Origin of the sequence: Klebsiella sp. CN_Kp075 (assembly GCF_040065055.2) — a bacterium.
Classification (GTDB): domain Bacteria; phylum Pseudomonadota; class Gammaproteobacteria; order Enterobacterales; family Enterobacteriaceae; genus Klebsiella; species Klebsiella aerogenes.
This window is the reverse complement of record NZ_CM198050.1, coordinates 1,234,489-1,255,537: the sequence shown is the minus strand read 5'-3', so window position 1 is coordinate 1,255,537 and position 21,049 is coordinate 1,234,489. Positions and strand designations below refer to the sequence as shown.

General features: G+C 53.4%; 25 protein-coding genes, 1 pseudogene and 1 other annotated feature. Of the genes and pseudogenes, 11 read left to right on the top strand and 15 right to left on the bottom strand.

The window, feature by feature from the left end; translation table 11 throughout:
- Positions 1–14: 14 nt before the first annotated feature.
- Positions 15–746, bottom strand: a complete 732-nt coding sequence (gene yfiH / locus ABLV78_RS06065; protein ID WP_047044442.1) for a purine nucleoside phosphorylase YfiH — start codon at positions 744–746, stop codon at positions 15–17.
- A complete protein-coding gene (rluD, locus tag ABLV78_RS06060) occupies positions 743–1,723 on the bottom strand; it encodes a 23S rRNA pseudouridine(1911/1915/1917) synthase RluD (RefSeq protein WP_047044438.1) in 981 nt (326 codons plus the stop codon). The genes yfiH and rluD overlap by 4 nt, the downstream gene beginning before the upstream one ends.
- Positions 1,724–1,854: 131 nt before the next feature.
- Between rluD and bamD the strand changes: the two genes are divergently transcribed.
- The 4 genes from bamD (at position 1,855) to pheA (ending at position 4,623) form a co-directional block, all read left to right on the top strand.
- The gene (gene bamD, locus ABLV78_RS06055; RefSeq protein WP_015370268.1) at positions 1,855–2,592 is read left to right on the top strand and encodes an outer membrane protein assembly factor BamD; all 738 of its coding nucleotides are present in this window, start codon (positions 1,855–1,857) and stop codon (positions 2,590–2,592) included.
- 272 nt (positions 2,593–2,864) lie between these two features.
- Complete coding sequence (raiA, locus tag ABLV78_RS06050; RefSeq protein ID WP_002914111.1) at positions 2,865–3,200, top strand: ribosome-associated translation inhibitor RaiA; 336 nt, start codon at positions 2,865–2,867, stop codon at positions 3,198–3,200.
- A 112-nt stretch (positions 3,201–3,312) separates the two neighbouring features.
- Positions 3,313–3,437: a sequence feature (Phe leader region), on the top strand.
- Positions 3,314–3,361 carry a pheA operon leader peptide PheL gene (gene pheL / locus ABLV78_RS06045; RefSeq protein ID WP_100279143.1) on the top strand — a complete coding sequence of 16 codons (48 nt, stop codon included), beginning with the start codon at positions 3,314–3,316 and terminating at the stop codon, positions 3,359–3,361. Its footprint overlaps the feature before it by 48 nt.
- 25 nt (positions 3,438–3,462) lie before the next feature.
- A complete protein-coding gene (gene pheA / locus ABLV78_RS06040) occupies positions 3,463–4,623 on the top strand; it encodes a bifunctional chorismate mutase/prephenate dehydratase (protein ID WP_015370267.1) in 1,161 nt (386 codons plus the stop codon).
- Here the strand turns inward: pheA and ABLV78_RS06035 are convergent.
- From ABLV78_RS06035 to aroF, 3 genes are all read right to left on the bottom strand, one after another.
- Positions 4,620–5,492, bottom strand: a complete 873-nt coding sequence (locus ABLV78_RS06035) for an SMP-30/gluconolactonase/LRE family protein (RefSeq protein ID WP_020078163.1) — start codon at positions 5,490–5,492, stop codon at positions 4,620–4,622. The genes pheA and ABLV78_RS06035 overlap by 4 nt on opposite strands.
- A 68-nt stretch (positions 5,493–5,560) precedes the next feature.
- A complete protein-coding gene (tyrA, locus tag ABLV78_RS06030) occupies positions 5,561–6,682 on the bottom strand; it encodes a bifunctional chorismate mutase/prephenate dehydrogenase (RefSeq protein ID WP_015703194.1) in 1,122 nt (373 codons plus the stop codon).
- Between the two features lie 9 nt (positions 6,683–6,691).
- Positions 6,692–7,762, bottom strand: a complete 1,071-nt coding sequence (gene aroF, locus ABLV78_RS06025; RefSeq protein ID WP_015370264.1) for a 3-deoxy-7-phosphoheptulonate synthase AroF — start codon at positions 7,760–7,762, stop codon at positions 6,692–6,694.
- 343 nt (positions 7,763–8,105) lie between these two features.
- Here aroF and yfiR point away from each other — a divergent pair, with 343 nt between their 5' ends.
- From yfiR to ABLV78_RS06010, 3 genes are read left to right on the top strand one after another with little or no spacing between them, the layout of a single operon-like run.
- Complete coding sequence (gene yfiR / locus ABLV78_RS06020; RefSeq protein ID WP_026612240.1) at positions 8,106–8,615, top strand: regulatory sequestration protein YfiR; 510 nt, start codon at positions 8,106–8,108, stop codon at positions 8,613–8,615.
- A complete protein-coding gene (gene dgcN, locus ABLV78_RS06015) occupies positions 8,608–9,831 on the top strand; it encodes a diguanylate cyclase DgcN/YfiN (protein WP_047044434.1) in 1,224 nt (407 codons plus the stop codon). Before yfiR ends, dgcN begins: the two co-directional genes overlap by 8 nt.
- A 12-nt stretch (positions 9,832–9,843) precedes the next feature.
- Positions 9,844–10,323: an OmpA family protein gene (locus ABLV78_RS06010; RefSeq protein ID WP_045395099.1), complete on the top strand. Its 480-nt coding sequence runs from the start codon at positions 9,844–9,846 to the stop codon at positions 10,321–10,323.
- 5 nt (positions 10,324–10,328) lie between these two features.
- Here the strand turns inward: ABLV78_RS06010 and ABLV78_RS06005 are convergent, their stop codons facing one another.
- A complete protein-coding gene (locus ABLV78_RS06005; RefSeq protein WP_047044432.1) occupies positions 10,329–11,699 on the bottom strand; it encodes a PepSY-associated TM helix domain-containing protein in 1,371 nt (456 codons plus the stop codon).
- Positions 11,700–11,755: 56 nt separating this feature from the next.
- A complete protein-coding gene (locus ABLV78_RS06000) occupies positions 11,756–12,205 on the bottom strand; it encodes a DUF2946 domain-containing protein (protein ID WP_047044429.1) in 450 nt (149 codons plus the stop codon).
- Between the two features lie 439 nt (positions 12,206–12,644).
- Here ABLV78_RS06000 and ABLV78_RS05995 point away from each other — a divergent pair, with 439 nt between their 5' ends.
- Together ABLV78_RS05995 and ABLV78_RS05990 are read left to right on the top strand one after the other, a co-directional pair.
- Complete coding sequence (locus tag ABLV78_RS05995; protein ID WP_226473493.1) at positions 12,645–13,325, top strand: hypothetical protein; 681 nt, start codon at positions 12,645–12,647, stop codon at positions 13,323–13,325.
- 10 nt (positions 13,326–13,335) lie between these two features.
- The gene (locus tag ABLV78_RS05990; RefSeq protein ID WP_223683760.1) at positions 13,336–13,764 is read left to right on the top strand and encodes a WapI family immunity protein; all 429 of its coding nucleotides are present in this window, start codon (positions 13,336–13,338) and stop codon (positions 13,762–13,764) included.
- Here ABLV78_RS05990 and ABLV78_RS05985 read toward each other — a convergent pair.
- The 7 genes and pseudogenes from ABLV78_RS05985 to ffh form a co-directional block, all read right to left on the bottom strand.
- Positions 13,745–13,933 carry a hypothetical protein gene (locus tag ABLV78_RS05985; protein ID WP_047044424.1) on the bottom strand — a complete coding sequence of 63 codons (189 nt, stop codon included), beginning with the start codon at positions 13,931–13,933 and terminating at the stop codon, positions 13,745–13,747. The genes ABLV78_RS05990 and ABLV78_RS05985 overlap by 20 nt on opposite strands.
- A gap of 62 nt (positions 13,934–13,995) precedes the next feature.
- Positions 13,996–14,201, bottom strand: a pseudogene (locus ABLV78_RS05980) (baseplate assembly protein); the annotation flags it as partial.
- 179 nt (positions 14,202–14,380) lie between these two features.
- The gene (rplS, locus tag ABLV78_RS05975) at positions 14,381–14,728 is read right to left on the bottom strand and encodes a 50S ribosomal protein L19 (RefSeq protein ID WP_002914145.1); all 348 of its coding nucleotides are present in this window, start codon (positions 14,726–14,728) and stop codon (positions 14,381–14,383) included.
- Positions 14,729–14,767: 39 nt separating this feature from the next.
- The gene (gene trmD / locus ABLV78_RS05970) at positions 14,768–15,535 is read right to left on the bottom strand and encodes a tRNA (guanosine(37)-N1)-methyltransferase TrmD (protein ID WP_008806092.1); all 768 of its coding nucleotides are present in this window, start codon (positions 15,533–15,535) and stop codon (positions 14,768–14,770) included.
- Positions 15,536–15,566: 31 nt separating this feature from the next.
- Positions 15,567–16,115: a ribosome maturation factor RimM gene (gene rimM, locus ABLV78_RS05965; RefSeq protein WP_015703198.1), complete on the bottom strand. Its 549-nt coding sequence runs from the start codon at positions 16,113–16,115 to the stop codon at positions 15,567–15,569.
- 18 nt (positions 16,116–16,133) lie between these two features.
- On the bottom strand, positions 16,134–16,382 hold the full coding sequence (gene rpsP, locus ABLV78_RS05960; protein ID WP_015370257.1) for a 30S ribosomal protein S16: 249 nt from the start codon (positions 16,380–16,382) through the stop codon (positions 16,134–16,136).
- Positions 16,383–16,620: 238 nt separating this feature from the next.
- Entirely contained in the window at positions 16,621–17,985 is a 1,365-nt protein-coding gene (ffh, locus tag ABLV78_RS05955) for a signal recognition particle protein (protein WP_020078159.1), read from the bottom strand.
- 166 nt (positions 17,986–18,151) lie between these two features.
- Here ffh and ABLV78_RS05950 point away from each other — a divergent pair, with 166 nt between their 5' ends.
- Together ABLV78_RS05950 and ABLV78_RS05945 are read left to right on the top strand one after the other, a co-directional pair.
- Positions 18,152–18,943, top strand: coding sequence for a cytochrome C assembly family protein (locus ABLV78_RS05950; RefSeq protein WP_015703199.1), 792 nt, complete (start codon positions 18,152–18,154; stop codon positions 18,941–18,943).
- A gap of 17 nt (positions 18,944–18,960) precedes the next feature.
- Entirely contained in the window at positions 18,961–20,247 is a 1,287-nt protein-coding gene (locus tag ABLV78_RS05945) for an HlyC/CorC family transporter (protein ID WP_026612238.1), read from the top strand.
- 103 nt (positions 20,248–20,350) lie between these two features.
- On the opposite strand, the gene grpE is transcribed toward ABLV78_RS05945, so the two are convergent.
- A complete protein-coding gene (gene grpE, locus ABLV78_RS05940; RefSeq protein WP_015370253.1) occupies positions 20,351–20,941 on the bottom strand; it encodes a nucleotide exchange factor GrpE in 591 nt (196 codons plus the stop codon).
- Positions 20,942–21,049: the final 108 nt, after the last annotated feature.

The following is a 21,049-nucleotide window of genomic DNA, read 5'->3' as shown; positions in this document are numbered from 1 at the left end:
CTTGATTCTCTAGGTTATATCAGCCAAATGAAACTTGCCATACGACCTGTGGTCTTGTCGCGACGATAAGAGAAAAAATCATCCTTTTCACTTAGAGTGCAACGATCGCCGCCGAAAATCTGCTCCACGCCGACGTTTGCCAGGCGCTGACGAGCCAATTGATAGATATTAGCAAAATATTTTTCACCGGCAGGACGGAAGGCGCTCTCCGCCTGGGCATCTTTGGCGATGAAAGCCTCGCGCACTTCCGCACCGACTTCAAACGCCTCAGGGCCAATTGCCGGACCAAGCCAGGCCAGGATATTTTCCGGTTTATCATTAAAGCAGGCGACCGTTTCTTCCAGTACGCCTTCACATAAGCCGCGCCATCCGGCGTGCGCTGCCGCCACCTCGGTTCCGTCGCGGTTACAGAACAGCACCGGCAGGCAGTCCGCGGTCATCACCGCACAAACGGTACCCGGCGTATTACAGTATGACGCATCGGCGCGTTTTGACACGTACGGCCCGCCATCCAACTTTAGTACCGTGGTACCATGCACCTGCTCCAGCCACACCGGATAAGAGGGTAATCCGCCAGCGGCAAACATCCGCCGGCGGTTTTCTTCGACATGCGGGAGATCGTCGCCGCAATGGGCGCCAAGGTTCAACGAGTCATACGGAGGCAGGCTCACGCCGCCCACACGAGTAGAACTACAGGCCGCCACGCCTTTCGGCATTGGCCACTGCGGAACAATCAGCTTTGTCATAACCAGTCAATATCGTCCTTATGGGCTTCAAAATCGGCGCGCATGGCGTCGATCAGATCCACCATATCCTGCGGGATCGGCGCATGCCATTCCATCTCAATACCGGTAATTGGGTGATACAGACGCAGCATCGTCGCGTGCAATGCCTGGCGATCGAATTTGCGTAGCGCGCTGATGAACTCGTCCGATGCCCCTTTCGGCGGACGCGGGCGGCCGCCGTAAACCTGATCGCCCACCAGCGGATGGGTGATATGCGCCATATGGACGCGAATCTGGTGGGTACGGCCGGTTTCCAGACGCAGGCGCAAACGGGTGTGGATACGGAAATGTTCCATAATGCGGTAATGGGTCACCGCCGGTTTCCCCATCGGGTGAACCGCCATATGCGTGCGCTTGGTTGGGTGACGGCTGATCGGTTCTTCAACCGTACCGCCAGCGGTCATGTGGCCGATGGCCACCGCTTCATACTCGCGGGTAATTTCGCGCAGCTGCAGCGACTCGACCAGACGCGTTTGCGCCGGAATAGTCTTCGCCACGACCATCAGGCCGGTGGTGTCTTTATCCAGACGGTGGACAATTCCCGCGCGCGGTACATCGGCAATGGGCGGATAGTAATGCAGCAGCGCATTCAGCACAGTACCGTCAGGGTTGCCCGCACCGGGGTGCACAACCAAATCACGTGGTTTGTTGATGACCAGGATGTCGTCATCTTCATAGACGATATTGAGCGGAATATCCTGCGGTTCAAAACGCACGTCTTCCTCGATCTCAACATCGATAGAGACGGCCTCGCCGCCAAAAACTTTTTCTTTCGGCTTGTCGATGACGTTGCCGTTTACCAGCACGCGCTGGTCAAGGATCCATTCTTTTATCCGCGAACGTGAATAATCCGGGAACAATTCGGCCAAAGCCTGATCTAAGCGTTGACCGAGTTGATTTTCGGACACCGTTGCGGTGAGTTGTACTCGTTGTGCCATATACAGCTTCTTCGTTTAACGTTGGGTTTTACGGCTTTGCCGTTTAATATAGTGTGCTATTGTAGCTGGTCTTAATCGGGAGCAGGAACAGAGATTCTCCCGCATAAACATTTTGAGGAAGTCAAAACGTCATGACGCGCATGAAATACCTGGTGGCAGCAGCCACACTGAGCCTGGCTTTGGTGGGTTGCTCTGGCTCAAAGGAGGAGGTGCCTGATAATCCGCCGAATGAAATTTACGCGACCGCCCAGCAAAAGTTGCAGGACGGTAACTGGAAACAGGCAATAACGCAACTGGAAGCGTTGGATAATCGCTATCCATTTGGTCCTTACTCCCAACAGGTACAGCTGGACCTGATTTATGCGTATTACAAAAATGCCGATTTGCCGCTGGCTCAGGCCGCAATCGATCGTTTCGCTCGTCTGAATCCTACGCATCCAAACATTGACTACGTCATCTATATGCGCGGCCTGACTAACATGGCCCTCGATGACAGCGCTCTGCAGGGCTTCTTCGGCGTCGATCGTTCCGACCGCGACCCGCAGCACGCTCGCGACGCATTCAATGATTTCTCGAAGCTGGTTCGCGGTTATCCGAACAGCCAGTACGCCACTGACGCCTACAAGCGTCTGGTGTTCCTGAAAGATCGTCTGGCGAAGTATGAGCTATCGGTGGTGGATTATTACACCGACCGCGGCGCCTGGGTTGCCGTTGTGAACCGCGTTGACGGTATGCTGCGTAACTACCCGGATACACAGGCCACTCGCGATGCGCTGCCGAAGATGGAAAACGCCTATCGTCAGATGCAAATGAACGCGCAGGCTGACAAAGTCGCCAAAATCATCGCCGCCAACGGCAAAAACACCTGAGGGTGATAGCAGAAAGCAAAACGGCAGCCACGCGGCTGCCGTTTTTTTATTCAATGAACACCAGCGCTGAAGCGGTTTAGCGCCGAGTTAACTCATCAAATATGGCCCCCTTTCTTCATTTCGACAAGTAAAATCTCATCCGTTCCTGTCCTGTCTCACAAAATGAATTCGTTGACAAAAAGTGACATTTAAATGTGATTTAGATCACACATTTTGACATTGGGCGAGGTATGCTGGGTTCACCAAGACGGGAAAGACAAGAGGTAAAATTTATGACAATGAACATTACCAGTAAACAAATGGAAATTACTCCGGCAATCCGCCAGCATGTCGCAGACCGTCTCGCCAAACTGGATAAGTGGCAAACTCATTTAATCAACCCGCACATCATTCTCTCTAAGGAGCCGCAGGGTTTTATTGCTGACGCAACCATCAATACGCCGAACGGTCATCTGGTTGCCAGCGCGCGTCATGAAGACATGTACGCCGCCATTAACGAATTGATCAACAAGCTGGAACGGCAGCTGAATAAAGTGCAACACAAAGGGGAAGCCCGCCGCGCCGCCACATCGGTGAAAGAGGCAGGCTTTGTGGAAGAAGAAGAGTAATCCTTAACTTAAGTTGTGTCATGCCACGCGCCTTCGGGCGCGTTTTTCGTTTTTTATTGACAGGATGAAAACGGTACAGGTACTGTAATCCACACTAACCTAAGGAATTCATCGTGAAACGACTCCCGTTCTTCTTCGCATTCTTTTTTACCTTCCCCTGACTGGGAGGCGGTTCGTCGTATAAGAAAGAATGCGAAGACGAATAACAAGGCCTCCCACGCGGGAGGCCTTTTTTATTGATAACAAGAAAGGCAACACAATTATGACCGAGGAAAACCCATTACTGGCCCTGCGCGACAAAATAAGCGCCCTGGATGAAAAACTGCTCGCGCTGCTGGCCGAACGCCGCGGCCTGGCGGTAGAAGTCGGGAAAGCGAAGCTGGAATCGCACCGTCCAGTACGCGATATCGACCGCGAACGCGACCTGCTGGAGCGTTTAATGACGCTTGGCAAAAAGCATCATCTGGACGCCCACTACATTACCCGCCTGTTCCAGCTGATTATTGAAGACTCCGTTCTTACCCAGCAGGCGCTACTGCAGCAGCATCTTAATAAGATTAACCCCCGCTCCGCGCGTATCGCCTTCCTTGGGCCTAAAGGCTCGTATTCACATCTTGCCGCGCGCCAGTACGCCGCGCGTCATTTTGAGCAATTTATCGAAAGCGGCTGCGCGAAATTCGCCGATATCTTTGAGCAGGTCGAAACCGGTCAGGCCGATTACGCCGTCGTGCCGATTGAAAACACCAGCTCCGGCGGGATCAACGATGTGTACGATCTGCTGCAGCATACCAGTCTGTCGATCGTCGGCGAACTGACGCTACCAATCGATCACTGTGTGCTCGTTTCATCCTCAACGGACGCTGATAAGATCGAGACCGTTTATAGCCATCCGCAGCCGTTCCAGCAATGCAGCCAGTATTTAAGCCGCTATCCGCACTGGAAAATCGAGTACACCGAGAGCACCTCAGCGGCGATGGAAAAAGTCGCGCAGGCAAAATCTCCCACCGTTGCCGCGCTGGGTAGCGAAGCCGGCGGCGCGCTGTACGGGCTGCAGGTGCTGGAGCACTGCCAGGCTAACCAGACGCAAAACATCACTCGTTTCCTGGTACTGGCGCGTAAAGCGGTGAACGTATCCGATCAGGTGCCGGCGAAAACGACGTTGTTAATCGCCACCGGCCAACAGGCTGGCGCGCTGGTTGAAGCGCTACTGGTGCTGCGTAACCACAACCTGATCATGAGCAAGCTGGAATCGCGCCCCATCCACGGTAACCCGTGGGAAGAGATGTTCTATCTGGATATTCAGGCCAACCTGGAATCCCTTCCCTTACGTAAGGCTTTAAAAGAGCTGGCCGAAATTACCCGTTCGATGAAAGTACTGGGCTGTTACCCGAGCGAAAACGTCGTGCCGGTCGACCCGGCTTAACGTTCAATAAATTGCCGTTTCTTCATCCCTGCCACCGCAACCGGCAGGGTGAAGATGGCGCCGGAAAGCGGATATTGCGCCACTTCGTCGGCGTCCATATTTTCCCGGGTGGTAGTGATATAGAGCGTTTTCATGTCCGCGCCGCCGAAACACACCATCGTGGGACAACGCACCGGCACGCGATACTCTTCCAGTTGTTCTCCGTTCGGCGAAAAGCGGGCAATCCGCCAGCCGTCAAACATCGCGCTCCAGTAACAGCCTTCTTCATCAACCGCTGCACCGTCAGGGATCCCCTCTCCAGGATGGAAACGACGAAGTACTTCCCGTTTGCCCGGCTCGCCCTGCTCATCCAGCGGCGTGCGGTAAATCACCGCGTTCGGCGTATCGGAGGTATACATCCAGCGCTTATCGTCGCTAAACGCCAGACCATTAGCACCATGAATATCGCACTGCACCACCTTTGGCGTCAGGTCGTTATCAATCCGTACCAGCAGCGCGCCATTGTAATCCCCCGGCCCCCAGAAGGTCCCTGCGTAAAAACGGCCATCCCGGTCGGTGCCACCGTCGTTAAAACGCGCCAGATCCGGGTTACTTGGGTTATCACAGATTTTGCGTTGCAGCAGACCACGGGCATCACAAAGCCAGATACCGCTACGTAAGGCGACGATAAAACCGCCCTTCTCGCGCAGAGCAAAGCAGCCCACTTCTTCGGGAAATTGCAGGACCTGGTGTTCTTTATTGCGTGTATCGTAGCGGTGAATTTCGCACTCCAGAATATCCGCCCAGTACAGTGCCTGCTCGGCATCGCTCCAGGTTGGGCATTCCGGCAGGTGCCCGACGTAATCAAACAGCGGTTGCGGTTGAGCCATCTTTTCATCCCTATAAAAAAAGCCAGCGGGTTACCCCTCTGGCTTTATTGTATACACGTTTAGCGGACTTACTGTCGATTATCATTCGCCTGGCGCAGCAGCGTACGGCTTTCGCTCTGGAAGCGCTGGGCGTAATCGCCAAACCAGTGTTCGACTTTACGGAAGCTGTCGATAAACGCCTGCTTATCGCCCTGCTCCAGCAGACCAATCGCTTCGCCGAACCGCTGGTAGTAGCGCTTAATTAACGCCAGATTATTTTCTGACGACATAATGATGTCGGCATACAGCTGCGGATCCTGGGCAAACAGACGCCCCACCATCGCCAGCTCCAGTCGATAAATCGGCGAAGAGAGCGCCAATAGTTGCTCAAGACGAACGTTCTCTTCAGCCAGATGCAGGCCATAGGCGAAAGTGGCAAAGTGACGCAACGCCTGAATAAACGCCATGTTCTGATCGTGCTCAACGGCGCTGATGCGGTGCAGCCGCGCGCCCCAGACCTGAATCTGTTCAAGGAACCACTGGTACGCTTCCGGCTGACGCCCGTCGCAGTAAACCACCACCTGTTTCGCCAGGCTGCCGCTATCCGGACCAAACATCGGGTGCAATCCCAATACCGGGCCGTTATGCGCTGCCAGCATCGCCTGCAGCGGCTCGGCTTTGATGGAAGCCAGATCGACCAGAATGCAATCCGCTGGCAGCGGCGGCAGACGCGAAATCGTCTCTGCTGTGGTATGGATCGGAACGCTGACGATAACCATCCCGGCATCGGCGACAATCTCTGTCGCCCGCGGCCAGTCTTCTTTTTCCAGCACCCGCACCTGATAGCCTGACAGCGTCAGCATCTTCTCAAACAGACGCCCCATCTGCCCGCCGCCGCCAACAATAACCACCGGGCGCAGGTTCGGGTGCAGCGTTTTGAAGCCTTTGTCGTTTTCACTTGAATACGATTCGCGCATCACCCGACGCAGGACATCCTCGATAAGATCCGGCGGCACACCGAGCGCCGCCGCCTCTTCCCGGCGGGAAGCCAGCATCGCGGCTTCGCGTTCCGGTACATAAATCGGCAGGCCATATTTACTCTTAACCTCACCAACTTCCGCCACCAGCTCCAGGCGCTTTGCCAGCAAATCAAGCAGCGCCTTATCAACTTCATCAATTTGATCGCGCAATGCGGTCAGTTCAGCAACCATACAATCCTCTTAACCCAGACGTGCCGCCAGATGTCCGCGCAAATCGCTATCGAGCTCGCGCAGCAGTGCATCGGTAGTTTCCCAGCTGATGCAGGCATCGGTGACGGATACGCCGTACTTCATATCGCAACGGGGCTGCTCAGAAGACTGATTGCCTTCGTGGATATTGCTCTCAATCATCAGGCCAATGATGGAACGGTTGCCATCTTTGATCTGCGCGACGACGGATTCCGCAACCGCCGGCTGACGACGGTAGTCTTTATTGGAATTACCATGACTGCAATCTATCATCAGCGACGGTTTCAGTCCCGCCTGCGCCATCTCTTTTTCGCACTTCTCAACGTCTTCCGGGCCGTAGTTTGGCGCTTTACCGCCGCGCAGAATGACGTGACCATCCGGATTCCCCTGGGTCTGCAGCAGGCAAACCTGGCCGGCCTGGTTGATGCCAACGAAGCGGTGCGGCATCGCGGCGGCGCGCATGGCGTTGATCGCCGTCGCCAGGCTGCCATCGGTACCGTTTTTAAAACCAACCGGCATCGACAGACCGGATGCCATTTCACGGTGAGTCTGCGATTCAGTGGTACGCGCGCCGATGGCGGACCAGCTGAACAGATCGCCAAGGTACTGTGGGCTATTTGGATCGAGCGCTTCTGTCGCCAGCGGCAGGCCCATATTGACTAAATCAACCAGCAGGCGACGCGCTATCTTGAGACCGCCTTCCACATCAAACGAGCCATCCATGTGCGGATCGTTAATCAGCCCTTTCCAGCCAACAGTGGTACGTGGCTTTTCAAAATAGACGCGCATCACCAGGTAGAGGCTATCGCTGACCTCTGCGGCAAGGGCTTTAAATCGACGAGCATATTCGATAGCAGCTTCCGGATCGTGGATTGAGCAAGGACCACAGACCACCAACAGACGCGGATCGCGGCCGGCAATAATGTTGGAAATAGTCTGACGGGAGTGCGCGATCTGCGCTTCCTGCTCCACGGTTAACGGGAATTCGGCTTTCAGTTGATCCGGGGTAATCAGAACTTGTTCATCGGTAATATGTACGTTATTCAGCGCGTCTTTTTGCATGATGGCGATCCTGTATAGCTCGTTTGCGATAGTCGTTGCCTCAGCGGGCATGACGTAACCATACCATATAAAGTAAAGATATCAATCCATATTACGTAAACATTACTTTACAACAGCAAAATAATTGGCATCGAATTGCCAGAAAAGTGTTCATATAAATGTACACATGGCGAAGACTCTTTTTTGCCGCCGCGTTTTATTCATTCCTTTACTAAAATTCCTGGTAAGGATTATCTCAAAGCGGCCGGGGCAGCTAATGACGCTTTTTGCCAATAATGCTATTCTCCGCTCAGGCAACTGCGAACTGCGTTTCCCGTGCAATAACGATTTGACGGACCCGTTAATGAAAGAGTTTTACCGTCTATTTTTGCTTTTCTTTTTGCTCATCGCGGGAGTTCCCGCTTTTGCCGCTGAGACATCTGAGAACGTTCGCGCCATAGTTTCGGGGATTGTGACTTATACGCGCTGGCCAAATTTATCCGGCCCGCCGAAGTTATGCGTTTTTTCCACCTCCCGATATATCCGCAGTTTGGCTCAGGAAGCGCCGGAAAATTTACCTTATCAACCGGTGATAGTTCGAAATTCACAGGAAGCCCTAAAGGCCAGCTGCGACGGTTTGTATTTCGGCAGTGAAACCCCGGATCAGCAGTCTGCATTAACAAAAAAATATGGCTCCCGTCCCCTATTACTCATAGCGGAACAAAATACCGATTGCTCTTTTGGCAGCGCTTTTTGCTTGCTCATAAATGACGATAGGGTGAGGTTTTCCGTTAATCTGGATGTCCTGACGCATAGCGGTGTACGGGTCAATCCGGACGTACTGATGCTTGCCCGGAAGAAATCACATGAATAAGGATTTTTCTCAGGCCCCGCGCCCCACTTTCAAAAACGCGTTACGCCGAATCAGCATGATAAGCGTAGTGATTTCGATGACGCTGGTCTGGCTTTTGCTCAGCGCCGCCTCTGTCATCACGTTAAAACAGTACGCGCAAAAAAATCTTGAGCTCACCGCGGCAACCATGGGCCGCAGCCTCGAAGCGGCACTGGTTTTTGGCGATGCCACCGCCGCAGAAGATACGCTGGCGACGCTTGGAAGACAGGGGCAATTTTCCGAAGCCACGCTTCTGGACAGCCGTCAGCGTCATTTCGCCGACTGGCGTAATGACGCCTTAGTTAAAAACGAAAAATTCAGTGGTTATATTAGTAAATGGCTGTTTCCTGAACCGACTGTCCAGCCAATCTGGCATCAGGGAAAAATAATCGGTGAGCTTCGTCTGAAGGCGCTCGATCGGTTAATCAGTCATTTTCTCGGTGTTTCGCTGATCGTATTGACCGGTAGTATTCTGCTGGCGTCCGTTATCGCCCTGATGCTCACCCATTCTCTGCACCGCGGTATTGTCACCGCGCTGCAAAGTATTACCGAAGTGGTACATGATATCCGCGAAAACCGCCATTTCTCGCGCCGTGTACCGGAAGAACGTATTGAGGAATTCCATCTCTTCGCCCAGGACTTCAATAGCCTGCTCGGAGAAATGGAGGATTGGCAGCGTCAGCTGCAGGCAAAAAATGCGCAACTGCTGCGCAGCTCGTTACATGACCCACTAACGGGATTGGCGAATCGCGCGGCGTTTCGCAACGTCATCGGTAAACTGATGGACGATGACGCGGCACGCCATAGCTCGGCGCTGCTGTTTCTTGACGGCGATAATTTCAAACTCATTAACGATAACTGGGGACACGCCGCCGGCGATAAAGTCCTTATTGAGGTCGCCAGCCGCCTGATGGCATTCGTTGGCGACCAACACCAGGCATGGCGTCTGGGCGGCGATGAATTCGCCATTTTATTGCACGATGTGCATACAGAAACCGAAGTCCAGGCGCTTTGCGCAACGCTGTCCGAACAGTTTCTCCAGCCATTCAACCTTCACAATGGCCACACGGCAACGCTCTCTCTGAGTATTGGCTATGCTTTGACCTGGGAGCACACCTCGGTGGAGGAGCTGCAGGAACTGGCCGATCAGAATATGTATCGGATGAAAAACCAGCGTTTTCATCACACACAAAAATAAGAAGGAATTACTATGCTCAGGCAATTTATTGCACCCACTCTTCTGGCTGCATTTCTCCTCACCGGGTGCCAGGCGCCAGGTAAGTTCTCTAAAGAACAGGTCGCAGCAATGAAGTCTTACGGCTTTACCGAAGCCGCTGGTGATTGGTCTTTAGGTTTGTCTGACAGCATTCTGTTTGACAAAAACGACTATCGCCTGCGTCCCGAAAGCCAGCAGCAAATCCACAGTATGGCCGCACGGTTAGCTGAGACCGGTATTACCCATAGCCGTCTTGAAGGTCATACCGATAACTACGGCGAAGACAGCTACAACGAAGCGCTGTCATTAAAGCGCGCCAACAGCGTGGCGGATGCCTGGGCTGAAGGCGCGAAAATCCCGCGCAGTAATCTAACCACCCGCGGATTAGGTAAAAAGTACCCCATCGCCAGCAACGATACCGCTGCAGGCCGTGCTGAAAACCGCCGCGTTACCGTGGTGATCAGCACGCCTTAAGCAGGTTAGTCTACCGACTTAGCCAGCCTCATCGCTGAAGCCGCGCGCCAGCGCAGGTAATCAACCACGAGGCACGCCGCGAGGCTGACGCCCATCAGCGGCACCGCCAGCCCGAGCAGGAGCGCGATTAGCAGCGCAAGCGCCCGGGCGGCGACACTTAACCCCAACCACGCTTGCACCAACGTCTGTGCTGGATTAAACGCACTCTGCGTCGGACGGCGGATCCACCACAGGCGGTAGCCGACGATGATCATGATGCACAGAGCCACCCCGAACGCCACCAACAGCAACTGGTTCGCCAACCCGAACAGTAAACCCATATGAAAATCGACGCCCCATCGGGTCAGCTTAGCCATCAGCGGGAAATCGCTAAAGCGGGTACGATCCACGACTTGTAACGTCTCGCCATCAATGGCCACCGCATCGACCCGTGTCGGCCAGCTACGGTCAATTTCATTCACCGTCCACGCCATCCCCGCGCTTTTGGGCGGCCGGATCTCCAGCTTGCTGGCCGTCAGCCCTGCGGCCTGCGCCACCTGCAATACGCTATCGAACCGATCCGCAGTCACTTTCACCTGTGGCTCATCCATTGCCATATGCGCCATGTGGTGCCCGGCGTGCGGATCGGGCGGCATCGCCTCCCCGCCATGAAGTTGCGTATTGACCTGCGGCGTTAGCCAGCCAAACGCGGCGCGCATCTTATCGACGTTACCGCCCGCCCACTGCGACCAGGTTAAGCCGGTGGCGGAAAACAGCAACATGCCAACCAGCAACATCCAGCCCAGCGTCACGTGCAGACGGCGGGTATTTTGCAGCCGATTGTTTATACGCCGCTTCGGACGGGTCATCGCCCATAGCGCAATACCGCCCAATGCCGCAACCCACATCCAGGAGGCCGCCAGTTCGCTGTACAGCCTGCCACTGTCACCCAACAGCAAGGATTTATGCGCGTAATCAATCCACTGGCGCAGCGGTAAAATACCGCTGGTACCGTAAACCGTCAGATCGCCTTTGACCCGTAGCGTCACCGGGTCAACAAAAATAGCCCGGTTTTCTGATTCCCCCAGCCGCGGGTCGGCAAACATCACCCGCGTCGTTTCGCCGGCGGTAATACCCGGGCGCACGGCCTGCAGGCGGAGGTTGTTTTGCGTAGCCTCTTTGGCGACGGCAATTTGCGCGCTAAGCGACTGTCTTTCGCCGTTGAGCGAGCCCTGTAAGGCATCATGGTACAGCCAGTTTTCCAGCTGCGGCGTGGCGACATACAGCGTGCCGGTCAAGGCCGCGACAAAGATAAATGGTCCGATAAACAGACCAATATAGAAATGGAGGCGCCGCAGCAGGTTTAACCATGCCGCGCGCGAGGTGCAGGTTGTCATACTCTTCCTTTTTTAAAGCAAAAGAGGTCGTTGCGCAGTACGCAGATTCATTTTTATTAAAGGGAAAAAGCAGACAGCCGCGGCGGCGCGCGGGTTTCAGGGTAGAGCCAGGGGAAGTAGTGCCAGTGTTTTAATACCGGGCGAGAAACCGGCAGGCGAATGCGCCGCAGGATCATAGCGAAGAACAGCGCCAGCGCGAACAGCAGCCCCGGTACGTGCGCTAATAGCACGCAATAGCCGCAGGCTTCGGCGTGATCAACCGGCATGCTATGCGCCGGCTGTGACGCGCTGTCAGCGCCGTGCATCATGGTCATCTCATGCCCGGACATCCCATCATGAGACTTGCCCATCGGCATAACATGATGCATGCCCGGCATTGCGCTCATGGGATCTTTCTGCAGCGAAACGGAGATCAGCGGCGCCACCACGATCAGCAGGATCGCAAACAGCGCCAGCCAGGCGGCCCGCCGTTGAAATGCTGGTTGTGAGAAAATAGTGCCGTTCACCGCCCCTCCGAAATCCGGGCGATATTGTAATTGATTTACATCAAAATAGTTAAAATTTAGATAAAAAAAGGGCCAGCCATCTGGCCAGCCCTTTCTATCAGGATGTCGCGAAAGCGAATCTTAGTTAAGACATTCCTACTGACACTCAATACAAATCCAGTAATTACCATAAAAAACAATTAGTTAATTTTATTTTTAATGCAATGAATTGCAGTATTATGAAACCTCTGTCGCCACTTTATCGCCAATTGCTATGGGGGACGATTGCTGGTTGCATTAACAAACGCCGTCGGTGCTGCAACTCGCTTTCGGTGCTGGCGGGGTTGAACAACAAGCCCAGCGAGGCGTTAGCTGCTGAGGTGTTTAAAACAAGTCAGGAAAAGTAGATTGAAGCAAAAACGTCCATTATGATGATCTGAAGGTTAACCAAAAGAAAATCATGACGATGAGTGTTGGATTAATTACAGACGAGCCTGGACGTTTTTACAACTTCCAATCAACATTGCCAGCCGGTGAATACTTTGAATTTCGCCCCCGCAATCCACCACTGAACTCAAAACCCATCGTTGATGACGAAAGCGGGATGTGTATTGGTTACTCCGTCGCTCAGGCTCCCGGGTTATGGCAGATTTATGATGCCGACGGTATGTTTGTCAGGCTGGAGGAGGCGCCATTAGAAGCCCCCCTGATTGATCCAACAGACCTCGCTTTAATTGCTTTTGGTGTATTTCGTCTATTTCGTGCGGGTAAAGCATTACTGGAGAGTGGTGTTAAAACCGCCGTAACTGTGAGACTTAGTGAGGCTACAATCAGTCTCTTGCGTGGCCGGTTGAAAATGGGCCTATCAGCTCACACGCTCAGAATGAGTGAGTCATCGGCAAAACATATGCTAAACCCCGGCCGCTATGTGCCTTTACAGATCCAGGAAAAGGCCATTCGCTATGGCGCGAGAACGCCGGATCCACTGAAAAAACCAGGCCTTTTCCGGTATGAAGCGCGTATGTATAAACTTGTTGAGAACAAGCAAAATAAAGGCTCATATATTTATAAGCCATACCGTCTTGAGGTTTTAGTCAGGGAAGCTGACTGGACTATCATGCATTTTCAGTACATGCCGTGAAGGGGGAATAATGATAGATATCATCAGCGGTGACAGGCATCTGAAATTAACGCCTTATGAAAGAGTGACTGAACCCGAGATACCATCCTATAGCCGTATTATGGTATGGGTTGAGTTCTCAATTCCTGCCTTAAAAACCGAGTTTGCAGCAGAGTTTTTTGTCGGTCAGTTAGAGCAATTCAGGAATGATACACAAAATTTCCATCAGGCCTTAAAGAATGGGGGGGAATCTAAGGATATTAACTTAACCTCGGCATTCGAGCAGGTTGTACTTAAGTTTCACCAGGCGCATTTTGCCGGGGCTGTTGGCGTCAGCATGGAACTAAAGCCTGAAAACCATGCTGAAAGTATTACGCTTGAGGGTTCCCTCGATATTGATGAAAGTTATTTTCCCGACCTGATCTCAGGTCTCGATGACATCATTTCATGGCAAAACTGATACATGCATTCAGCCATAAGACCGACACTAAGAATGTCGGTTTTTTTATGCCATTGAGTCGCGATTTTCCCGTTGTTAACGGCACCGGCTCGCCGATGGTGAACTCCTCCATTTTTTGCGGGGCGCTGACGGTCATGGCGACTGCTTTACGTGGCTTGCGCTTGCTCATGCTTCCACCTCACCCGCTGCAACAGCAAAAGACCAGTCGCAGCCAAACAGCCTGCGATAATCGTCGGCGCTGCGGTCGTGATATTCATTTGCACCGACCGGCCCCGCTACGCTCAAGCCTTCAAATGCCTGTCGTGTACGCAGACGCAGGTCAGTGTCGGATTCCATAACGGCAGGCGTTGGCTGGAAGTGGTGTCATCTGCCGGTGTGATGGTGAGGCGCTCGGTAGTATTGTTTCCGGGCACGACGTCGAGGTCGTTACCGGTTGAAGTGGATCCCGCGCCGCCACATCTGACGCGAGTGCAACAACATCAGCCCTGGCTTTGACCTGCTTCGGCAGGTTTTTTATCTCTGTCGCCATTTTGCCGCCATCGGCAATAAAAAAGGGGTTAGCATTACGCTAACCCCTTGTTTTATAACACGCTTTGGATGTAGCGTGATGCGCTTATTAGTTAAGACGCTCTTTGATACGAGCAGACTTACCGGTACGCTCACGCAGGTAGTACAGTTTAGCTTTACGTACAGCACCACGACGTTTAACAGCAATGCTGTCAACTACCGGAGAGTGAGTCTGGAAGACACGCTCAACGCCTTCGCCGTTGGAAATTTTACGAACAGTGAATGCAGAGTGCAGACCGCGGTTACGAATAGCGATAACCACGCCCTCGAATGCCTGCAGACGTTTTTTGGAACCTTCAACAACCCATACTTTCACTTCCACGGTATCACCCGGACGGAAGGAAGGTACGTCCTGCTTCATCTGTTCTTGTTCAAGTTGCTTAATAATGTTGCTCATAATTTAATCTCTTATCCTGGGTAAACTGATATTGGGGGCTCACGCCTGCCCATCATGTTTATGCTGCTGTTGCGCGTGTTCGCTTTTGAACTGCGCCAGCAACTTTGCTTGCTCTTCAGTCAGAGCCAGGTTTTCCAGAAGTTCAGGTCTTCTAAGCCAGGTGCGGCCCAGCGACTGCTTCAGACGCCAGCGACGTATCTCAGCATGGTTTCCCGACAGCAATACTGGCGGTACTTCCATCTCTTCTAACACTTCAGGACGGGTATAGTGCGGGCAATCCAGCAACCCATCAGCAAAGGAATCTTCCGTTGCCGATGCTTCATGTCCCAGTACTCCCGGAATGAACCGGGAAACGGAGTCAATCAGCGTCATTGCCGGTAACTCACCACCGCTGAGAACGTAATCGCCGATTGACCATTCTTCGTCAATTTCGGTTTGGATTACGCGCTCGTCTATCCCTTCGTAGCGACCACACACCAGAATCAGTTTCTGATTCGTTGCCAGTTCGCTGACGCCCGCTTGATCAAGCTTGCGTCCCTGAGGTGACAGATAAATCACCTTTGCGCCTTCACCTGCCGCGGCTTTTGCTGCATGAATGGCATCCCGTAAGGGTTGAACCATCATTAGCATCCCCGGTCCGCCGCCGTAAGGACGATCGTCCACGGTACGGTGCCGGTCATGAGCGAAGTCGCGAGGACTCCAGCTTTCGATGCTCAGCAGGCCATTTTTTACTGCCCGGCCAGTTACCCCGTAATCGGTAATTGCGCGGAACATTTCAGGAAACAGGCTAATTATGCCAATCCACATAGCGCCGTCTTTTACCGTTTATCCGGAGAATTTAAAAACCAGGATCCCAATCTACTTCGATAGTACGAGTAGCGAGATCGACTTTCTTGATAACCTGCCCATCGAGGAACGGAACCAACCGCTCCTTGATGCCAAATGCATCTTTCAGGTTTGCCTTGATGACGAGAACGTCATTCGACCCGGTTTCCATCATATCAATGACTTTACCCAGGCTATAGCCTTCGGTGGTAACTACCTGGCAGCCCATCAGGTCTTTCCAGTAATAGTCGCCCTCTTCCAGCGCCGGCAGCTGCGATGAATCCACGATAATTTCGCAATTAGTCAGGAGATTCGCCGCATCACGATCGTCAATGCCTTTCAGCTTGATGATGATGTCCTGATTGTGGTGGCGCCAGCTTTCCAGCTCAACAACCTGCCACTGACCCGCCTTCTGGATTAACCAGGGCTGATAGTCAAAAATGCTTTCAGCGTCTTCGGTGGAGGAAAACACTCTGAGCCAACCACGGATACCGTAGGAAGAACCCATTTTCCCCAATACAATCGGATCAACAGGTGCTTGTGCGGTGTGTTGCTTGCTCATCATGACCACCGTGACAGATTAAGCTGCTTTGTTAGCGGCTTTGATCAGCGCGGCAACGCGATCGGAAACAGTAGCGCCCTGGCCAACCCAGTGAGCGATACGATCCAGATCCAGGCGGGTGCCTTCTTCTTTCTCGGTAGCGATCGGGTTGAAGAAGCCAACGCGCTCGATGAAGCGACCGTTGCGTGCATTACGGCTGTCGGTGACAACAACCTGGTAGAACGGACGCTTTTTAGCGCCGTGACGTGCTAAACGAATAGTTACCATAACATCCTCTTGTGTGAATAAAACAACCGGGCCCCATCGAGGAACGGAGCCCGGTGTCATATTAAAAGCCCGAAAATTTTACTGATTTCTGTGCAAAAATCAATTCAAAACTACATACGCTAAATAATTCGAGTTGCAGGAAGGCGGCAAGTGAGTAAATCCCCGGGAGCGTACACAAGTACGTGACCGGGGTGAACGAACGCAGCCAACGCATCTGCGGCTTGAATTATGACGCGTATTAGCGGCCAGGGAATCCTGGCGGCATCATCCCTTTCATCCCACGCATCATCTTCATCATGCCGCCTTTCGACTTCATCTTCTTCATCATGCGCTGCATGTCGTCGAACTGCTTCAGCAGTCGGTTCACGTCCTGCACCTGCATTCCGCAACCGGCGGCGATACGGCGTTTACGCGAACCTTTAATGATTTCCGGCTTGGCGCGCTCTTTCATCGTCATCGAGTTGATGATCGCTTCCATACGCACCAGCACTTTGTCGTCCATCTGCGCTTTCACGTTATCGGGAATTTGCCCCATGCCCGGCAGTTTGCCCATCAGGCTGGCCATGCCGCCCATGTTTTTCATCTGGCGCAGTTGCTCAAGGAAGTCGGTCAGGTCGAAACCGTCGCCTTTCTTCAGCTTGGATGCCAGCTTCTCGGCCTGCGCGCGGTCAACTTTGCTCTCGATATCTTCGATAAGCGACAGCACGTCGCCCATGCCGAGAATACGAGAAGCGATACGGTCCGGGTGGAACGGCTCCAGCGCTTCGGTTTTCTCGCCGACGCCGAGGAATTTAATCGGCTTGCCGGTGATATGACGAATCGACAGCGCCGCACCGCCGCGGGCGTCGCCGTCTACTTTGGTCAGCACCACGCCGGTCAAAGGCAGCGCTTCGTTAAAGGCCTTCGCGGTATTCGCCGCATCCTGACCGGTCATCGCATCAACGACGAACAGCGTCTCAACCGGATTAATCGCGGCGTGGACCTGTTTGATTTCGTCCATCATCGCTTCATCGACGTGCAGACGACCGGCGGTATCCACCAGCAGCACGTCGTAGAATTTAAGCTTCGCTTCTTTCAGCGCCGCGTTGACGATATCAACCGGCTTCTGGCCCACGTCGGACGGGAAGAAATCCACGCCGACCTGCTCTGCCAGCGTTTCCAGCTGTTTAATCGCCGCCGGGCGGTATACGTCCGCGGAAACGACCAGCACTTTTTTCTTGTGCTTCTCGCGCAGGAATTTACCCAGCTTACCGACGCTGGTCGTTTTACCCGCACCCTGCAAGCCCGCCATCAGGACGACGGCCGGCGGCTGCGCGGCTAAATCCAGCGTCTGGTTTTCTTCGCCCATCGCCGCAACCAGCTCGTTGCGGACAATCTTGACGAACTCCTGACCTGGCGTCAGGCTTTTATTGACTTCATGGCCTACCGCGCTCTCTTTGACGCGGCTGATGAAATCACGCACCACCGGAAGCGCGACGTCGGCCTCCAGCAGCGCCATGCGCACTTCGCGCAGGGTGTCTTTAATGTTGTCTTCGGTAAGGCGTCCGCGGCCGCTAATGTTGCGCAGCGTACGCGACAAACGATCGGTTAAATTATCAAACATTGTCTCTCGCCTGAGGTGGAAACGGTCGGTCGCCGCAGCGACACAAAAATACGAATTTGGCGCAGTATAACACGACATAAACCTGAATGTGCTGCAACGGTTGGAGCAGACGTCGCGTGACGCTATACTGCTTCTCTTTCTTATTTAGTCAACAGTCGACGCTCCTATGCCTGTGTTTGCTCTACTTGCCCTTGTCGCCTACTCCATCAGCCTTGCGCTGATCATCCCTGGCTTGCTGCAAAAAAACAGCAGCTGGCGGCGGATGGCGATTCTCTCCGCGACGATAGCGCTGATTTGCCACGCCTTCGCGCTGGAGTCACGTATTTTCCCCGGCGGCGAAGGTGGGCAAAATCTCAGCTTACTTAACGTCGGCTCGCTGGTCAGCCTGATGATCTGTACGGTGATGACCATCGTCGCCTCGCGTAATCGCGGCTGGTTATTGCTACCGATCGTATACGCCTTCGCGCTGATCAATCTCGCCTTCGCCACCTTCGTGCCTAACGAGTACATCACCCACCTCGAAACCACCCCGGGGATGTTGGTGCATATCGGCCTGTCGCTCTTTGCCTACGCCACGCTTATCATCGCCGCGCTGTACGCGCTGCAGCTGGCGTGGATTGACTACCAGCTTAAAAATAAAAAGCTGGCTTTCAGCAGCGAAATGCCGCCGCTGATGAGTATTGAGCGTAAAATGTTTCATATCACCCAGGTTGGCGTCGTGCTGCTGACCCTGACGCTATGCACCGGGTTGTTCTATATGCACAACCTGTTTAATACCGAAAATATTGATAAAGCGGTGCTGTCTATCGTGGCCTGGTTTGTCTATATCGTACTGCTGTGGGGGCACTACCACGAAGGCTGGCGCGGCCGCCGGGTGGTCTGGTTTAACGTCGCCGGAGCCGGGCTGCTGACCCTGGCTTATTTTGGCAGCCGCGTCCTGCAGCAGTTTGTTAGTTAAAGACTAAGGAGTCTCTCCTGGAACACATTTCTACCACCACGCTGATCGTCACGCTGATCATCATGGTGATTATCTCCGCCTATTTCTCCGGTTCCGAAACCGGCATGATGACGCTGAACCGCTATCGGCTGCGCCATATGGCGAAACAAGGCAACCGCCCGGCTAAGCGGGTGGAAAAGCTGCTGCGTAAACCGGATCGCCTCATTAGCCTGGTGCTCATCGGCAACAACCTCGTCAATATCCTGGCCTCGGCGCTGGGAACCATCGTCGGCATGCGTCTATACGGCGACGCCGGCGTGGCTATCGCCACCGGCGTGCTCACCTTTGTCGTGCTGGTGTTTGCCGAAGTCTTACCTAAAACCATTGCCGCCCTGTACCCGGAAAAGGTCGCCTACCCCAGCAGTTTCCTGTTGGCGCCGCTACAGGTACTGATGATGCCGCTGGTGTGGCTGTTGAACACCATTACCCGCGTACTGATGCGCATGATGGGCATTAAGACCGATCACGTTATTAGCGGCGCATTGAGTAAAGATGAACTGCGAACGATTGTGAATGAATCCCGTTCACAAATCTCACGGCGGAATCAGGACATGCTGCTGTCGGTCCTGGATCTGGAAAAGGTCAGCGTTAATGACATCATGGTGCCGCGCAATGAGATCGTCGGTATCGATATCAACGATGACTGGAAATCTATCGTCCGCCAGCTAACCCACTCGCCGCATGGCCGTATCGTGCTGTATCGTGATTCGCTGGACGATGCCATCAGCATGCTGCGCGTCCGTGAAGCCTATCGGCTGATGACGGAAAAGAAAGAGTTCACAAAAGAGATCATGTTACGAGCGGCAGATGAGATTTACTTTGTGCCGGAAGGTACGCCGCTTAGCACGCAATTGGTGAAATTCCAACGTAATAAAAAGAAAGTCGGTCTGGTGGTCGATGAATATGGTGATATTCAAGGACTGGTCACCGTTGAAGATATTCTTGAAGAGATCGTGGGAGACTTCACTACCTCAATGTCGCCAACCCTTGCCGAAGAAGTGACGCCGCTTAATGACGGCTCGGTAATTATTGACGGCGGCGCCAACGTGCGGGAAATCAACAAAGCGTTCAACTGGCATCTGCCGGAAGACGATGCGCGTACCGTTAACGGCATCATTCTGGAAGCGCTGGAAGAAATCCCGGTCCCTGGAACCCGCGTACGTATCGAACAGTATGATATCGATATTCTCGACGTACAGGACAATATGATTAAGCAGGTGAAGGTGATGCCGGTGAAATCATTACGCGAAAGCGTGGCGGAATAGCGCAGCCAGCAAAGAACAACGGCGAACTTCGGTTCGCCGTTTTTTTATTTAAAGCCAATAAAAACGGCCACCCGCAGGCAGCCGTTACTGGCGAACTAACGAATTACTTCGCTTTCGCGACGGTTACCATCGCGGCGCGAATAGTACGACCGTTCAGGGTATATCCCTTCTGCATAACACCCAGTACGTTACCGGCAGCCACATCGTCAGACTCGACCATCGCGATGGCCTGATGCACGTTAGGATCCAGCGGTACGTTGGTATCGGCAACCACTTCCACGCCAAACTTACGCACGACGTCCAGCATCGATTTCAGAGTCAGTTCGATCCCTTCAACCATCGGCGCCATATCCGGGTTAGCTTTATCAGCCACTTCCAGCGCGCGATCCAGGCTATCGATAACCGGCAGCAGTTCGTTGACGAACTTCTCCAGGGCGAATTTATGCGCTTTCTCGATATCCTGTTCGGTGCGACGACGCAGGTTGTCTTCTTCCGCTTTTGCGCGCAGCATCACATCACGTTCACGCTTTTGCGCTTCGGCCAGCTGTGCTTCCAGATTCGCAATTTTTTCATCGCGCGGATCCACCTGCTCAGCAGAAACCTCAGGCTCTACCGCCTCTACGTTGTCGTGCTGCTCCGTGATAATTTCTTCCGGGGCTTGCCCCTCAGGCGTTTTCTGTTCTTTACTACTCATGAATTTCTCCGCGTTTTTTTCGCATTCATCTCGCTAACTTCGCTTATTATGGGGATCAGTTTCCGGGATTCAAGGGAAGCAGACAGATTGTCATCATTCATTTAACCC

What these genes read in the sequence shown, in the direction of transcription:
- trmD (WP_008806092.1), bottom strand. Translation starts at nt 15,535, where the DNA reads ATGTGGATTGGCATAATTAGCCTGTTTCCTGAAATGTTCCGCGCAATT.
- tyrA (WP_015703194.1), bottom strand. Translation starts at nt 6,682, where the DNA reads ATGGTTGCTGAACTGACCGCATTGCGCGATCAAATTGATGAAGTTGAT.
- rluD (WP_047044438.1), bottom strand. Translation starts at nt 1,723, where the DNA reads ATGGCACAACGAGTACAACTCACCGCAACGGTGTCCGAAAATCAACTC.
- ABLV78_RS05990 (WP_223683760.1), top strand. Translation starts at nt 13,336, where the DNA reads ATGATAGATATCATCAGCGGTGACAGGCATCTGAAATTAACGCCTTAT.
- yfiR (WP_026612240.1), top strand. Translation starts at nt 8,106, where the DNA reads ATGAAAGAGTTTTACCGTCTATTTTTGCTTTTCTTTTTGCTCATCGCG.
- grpE (WP_015370253.1), bottom strand. Translation starts at nt 20,941, where the DNA reads ATGAGTAGTAAAGAACAGAAAACGCCTGAGGGGCAAGCCCCGGAAGAA.
- ABLV78_RS06005 (WP_047044432.1), bottom strand. Translation starts at nt 11,699, where the DNA reads ATGACAACCTGCACCTCGCGCGCGGCATGGTTAAACCTGCTGCGGCGC.
- rplS (WP_002914145.1), bottom strand. Translation starts at nt 14,728, where the DNA reads ATGAGCAACATTATTAAGCAACTTGAACAAGAACAGATGAAGCAGGAC.
- raiA (WP_002914111.1), top strand. Translation starts at nt 2,865, where the DNA reads ATGACAATGAACATTACCAGTAAACAAATGGAAATTACTCCGGCAATC.
- aroF (WP_015370264.1), bottom strand. Translation starts at nt 7,762, where the DNA reads ATGCAAAAAGACGCGCTGAATAACGTACATATTACCGATGAACAAGTT.
- pheA (WP_015370267.1), top strand. Translation starts at nt 3,463, where the DNA reads ATGACCGAGGAAAACCCATTACTGGCCCTGCGCGACAAAATAAGCGCC.
- ABLV78_RS05985 (WP_047044424.1), bottom strand. Translation starts at nt 13,933, where the DNA reads ATGAGCAAGCGCAAGCCACGTAAAGCAGTCGCCATGACCGTCAGCGCC.
- rimM (WP_015703198.1), bottom strand. Translation starts at nt 16,115, where the DNA reads ATGAGCAAGCAACACACCGCACAAGCACCTGTTGATCCGATTGTATTG.
- ABLV78_RS06010 (WP_045395099.1), top strand. Translation starts at nt 9,844, where the DNA reads ATGCTCAGGCAATTTATTGCACCCACTCTTCTGGCTGCATTTCTCCTC.
- dgcN (WP_047044434.1), top strand. Translation starts at nt 8,608, where the DNA reads ATGAATAAGGATTTTTCTCAGGCCCCGCGCCCCACTTTCAAAAACGCG.
- rpsP (WP_015370257.1), bottom strand. Translation starts at nt 16,382, where the DNA reads ATGGTAACTATTCGTTTAGCACGTCACGGCGCTAAAAAGCGTCCGTTC.
- ABLV78_RS05950 (WP_015703199.1), top strand. Translation starts at nt 18,152, where the DNA reads ATGCCTGTGTTTGCTCTACTTGCCCTTGTCGCCTACTCCATCAGCCTT.
- bamD (WP_015370268.1), top strand. Translation starts at nt 1,855, where the DNA reads ATGACGCGCATGAAATACCTGGTGGCAGCAGCCACACTGAGCCTGGCT.
- yfiH (WP_047044442.1), bottom strand. Translation starts at nt 746, where the DNA reads ATGACAAAGCTGATTGTTCCGCAGTGGCCAATGCCGAAAGGCGTGGCG.
- ABLV78_RS06035 (WP_020078163.1), bottom strand. Translation starts at nt 5,492, where the DNA reads ATGGCTCAACCGCAACCGCTGTTTGATTACGTCGGGCACCTGCCGGAA.
- ffh (WP_020078159.1), bottom strand. Translation starts at nt 17,985, where the DNA reads ATGTTTGATAATTTAACCGATCGTTTGTCGCGTACGCTGCGCAACATT.
- ABLV78_RS05995 (WP_226473493.1), top strand. Translation starts at nt 12,645, where the DNA reads ATGACGATGAGTGTTGGATTAATTACAGACGAGCCTGGACGTTTTTAC.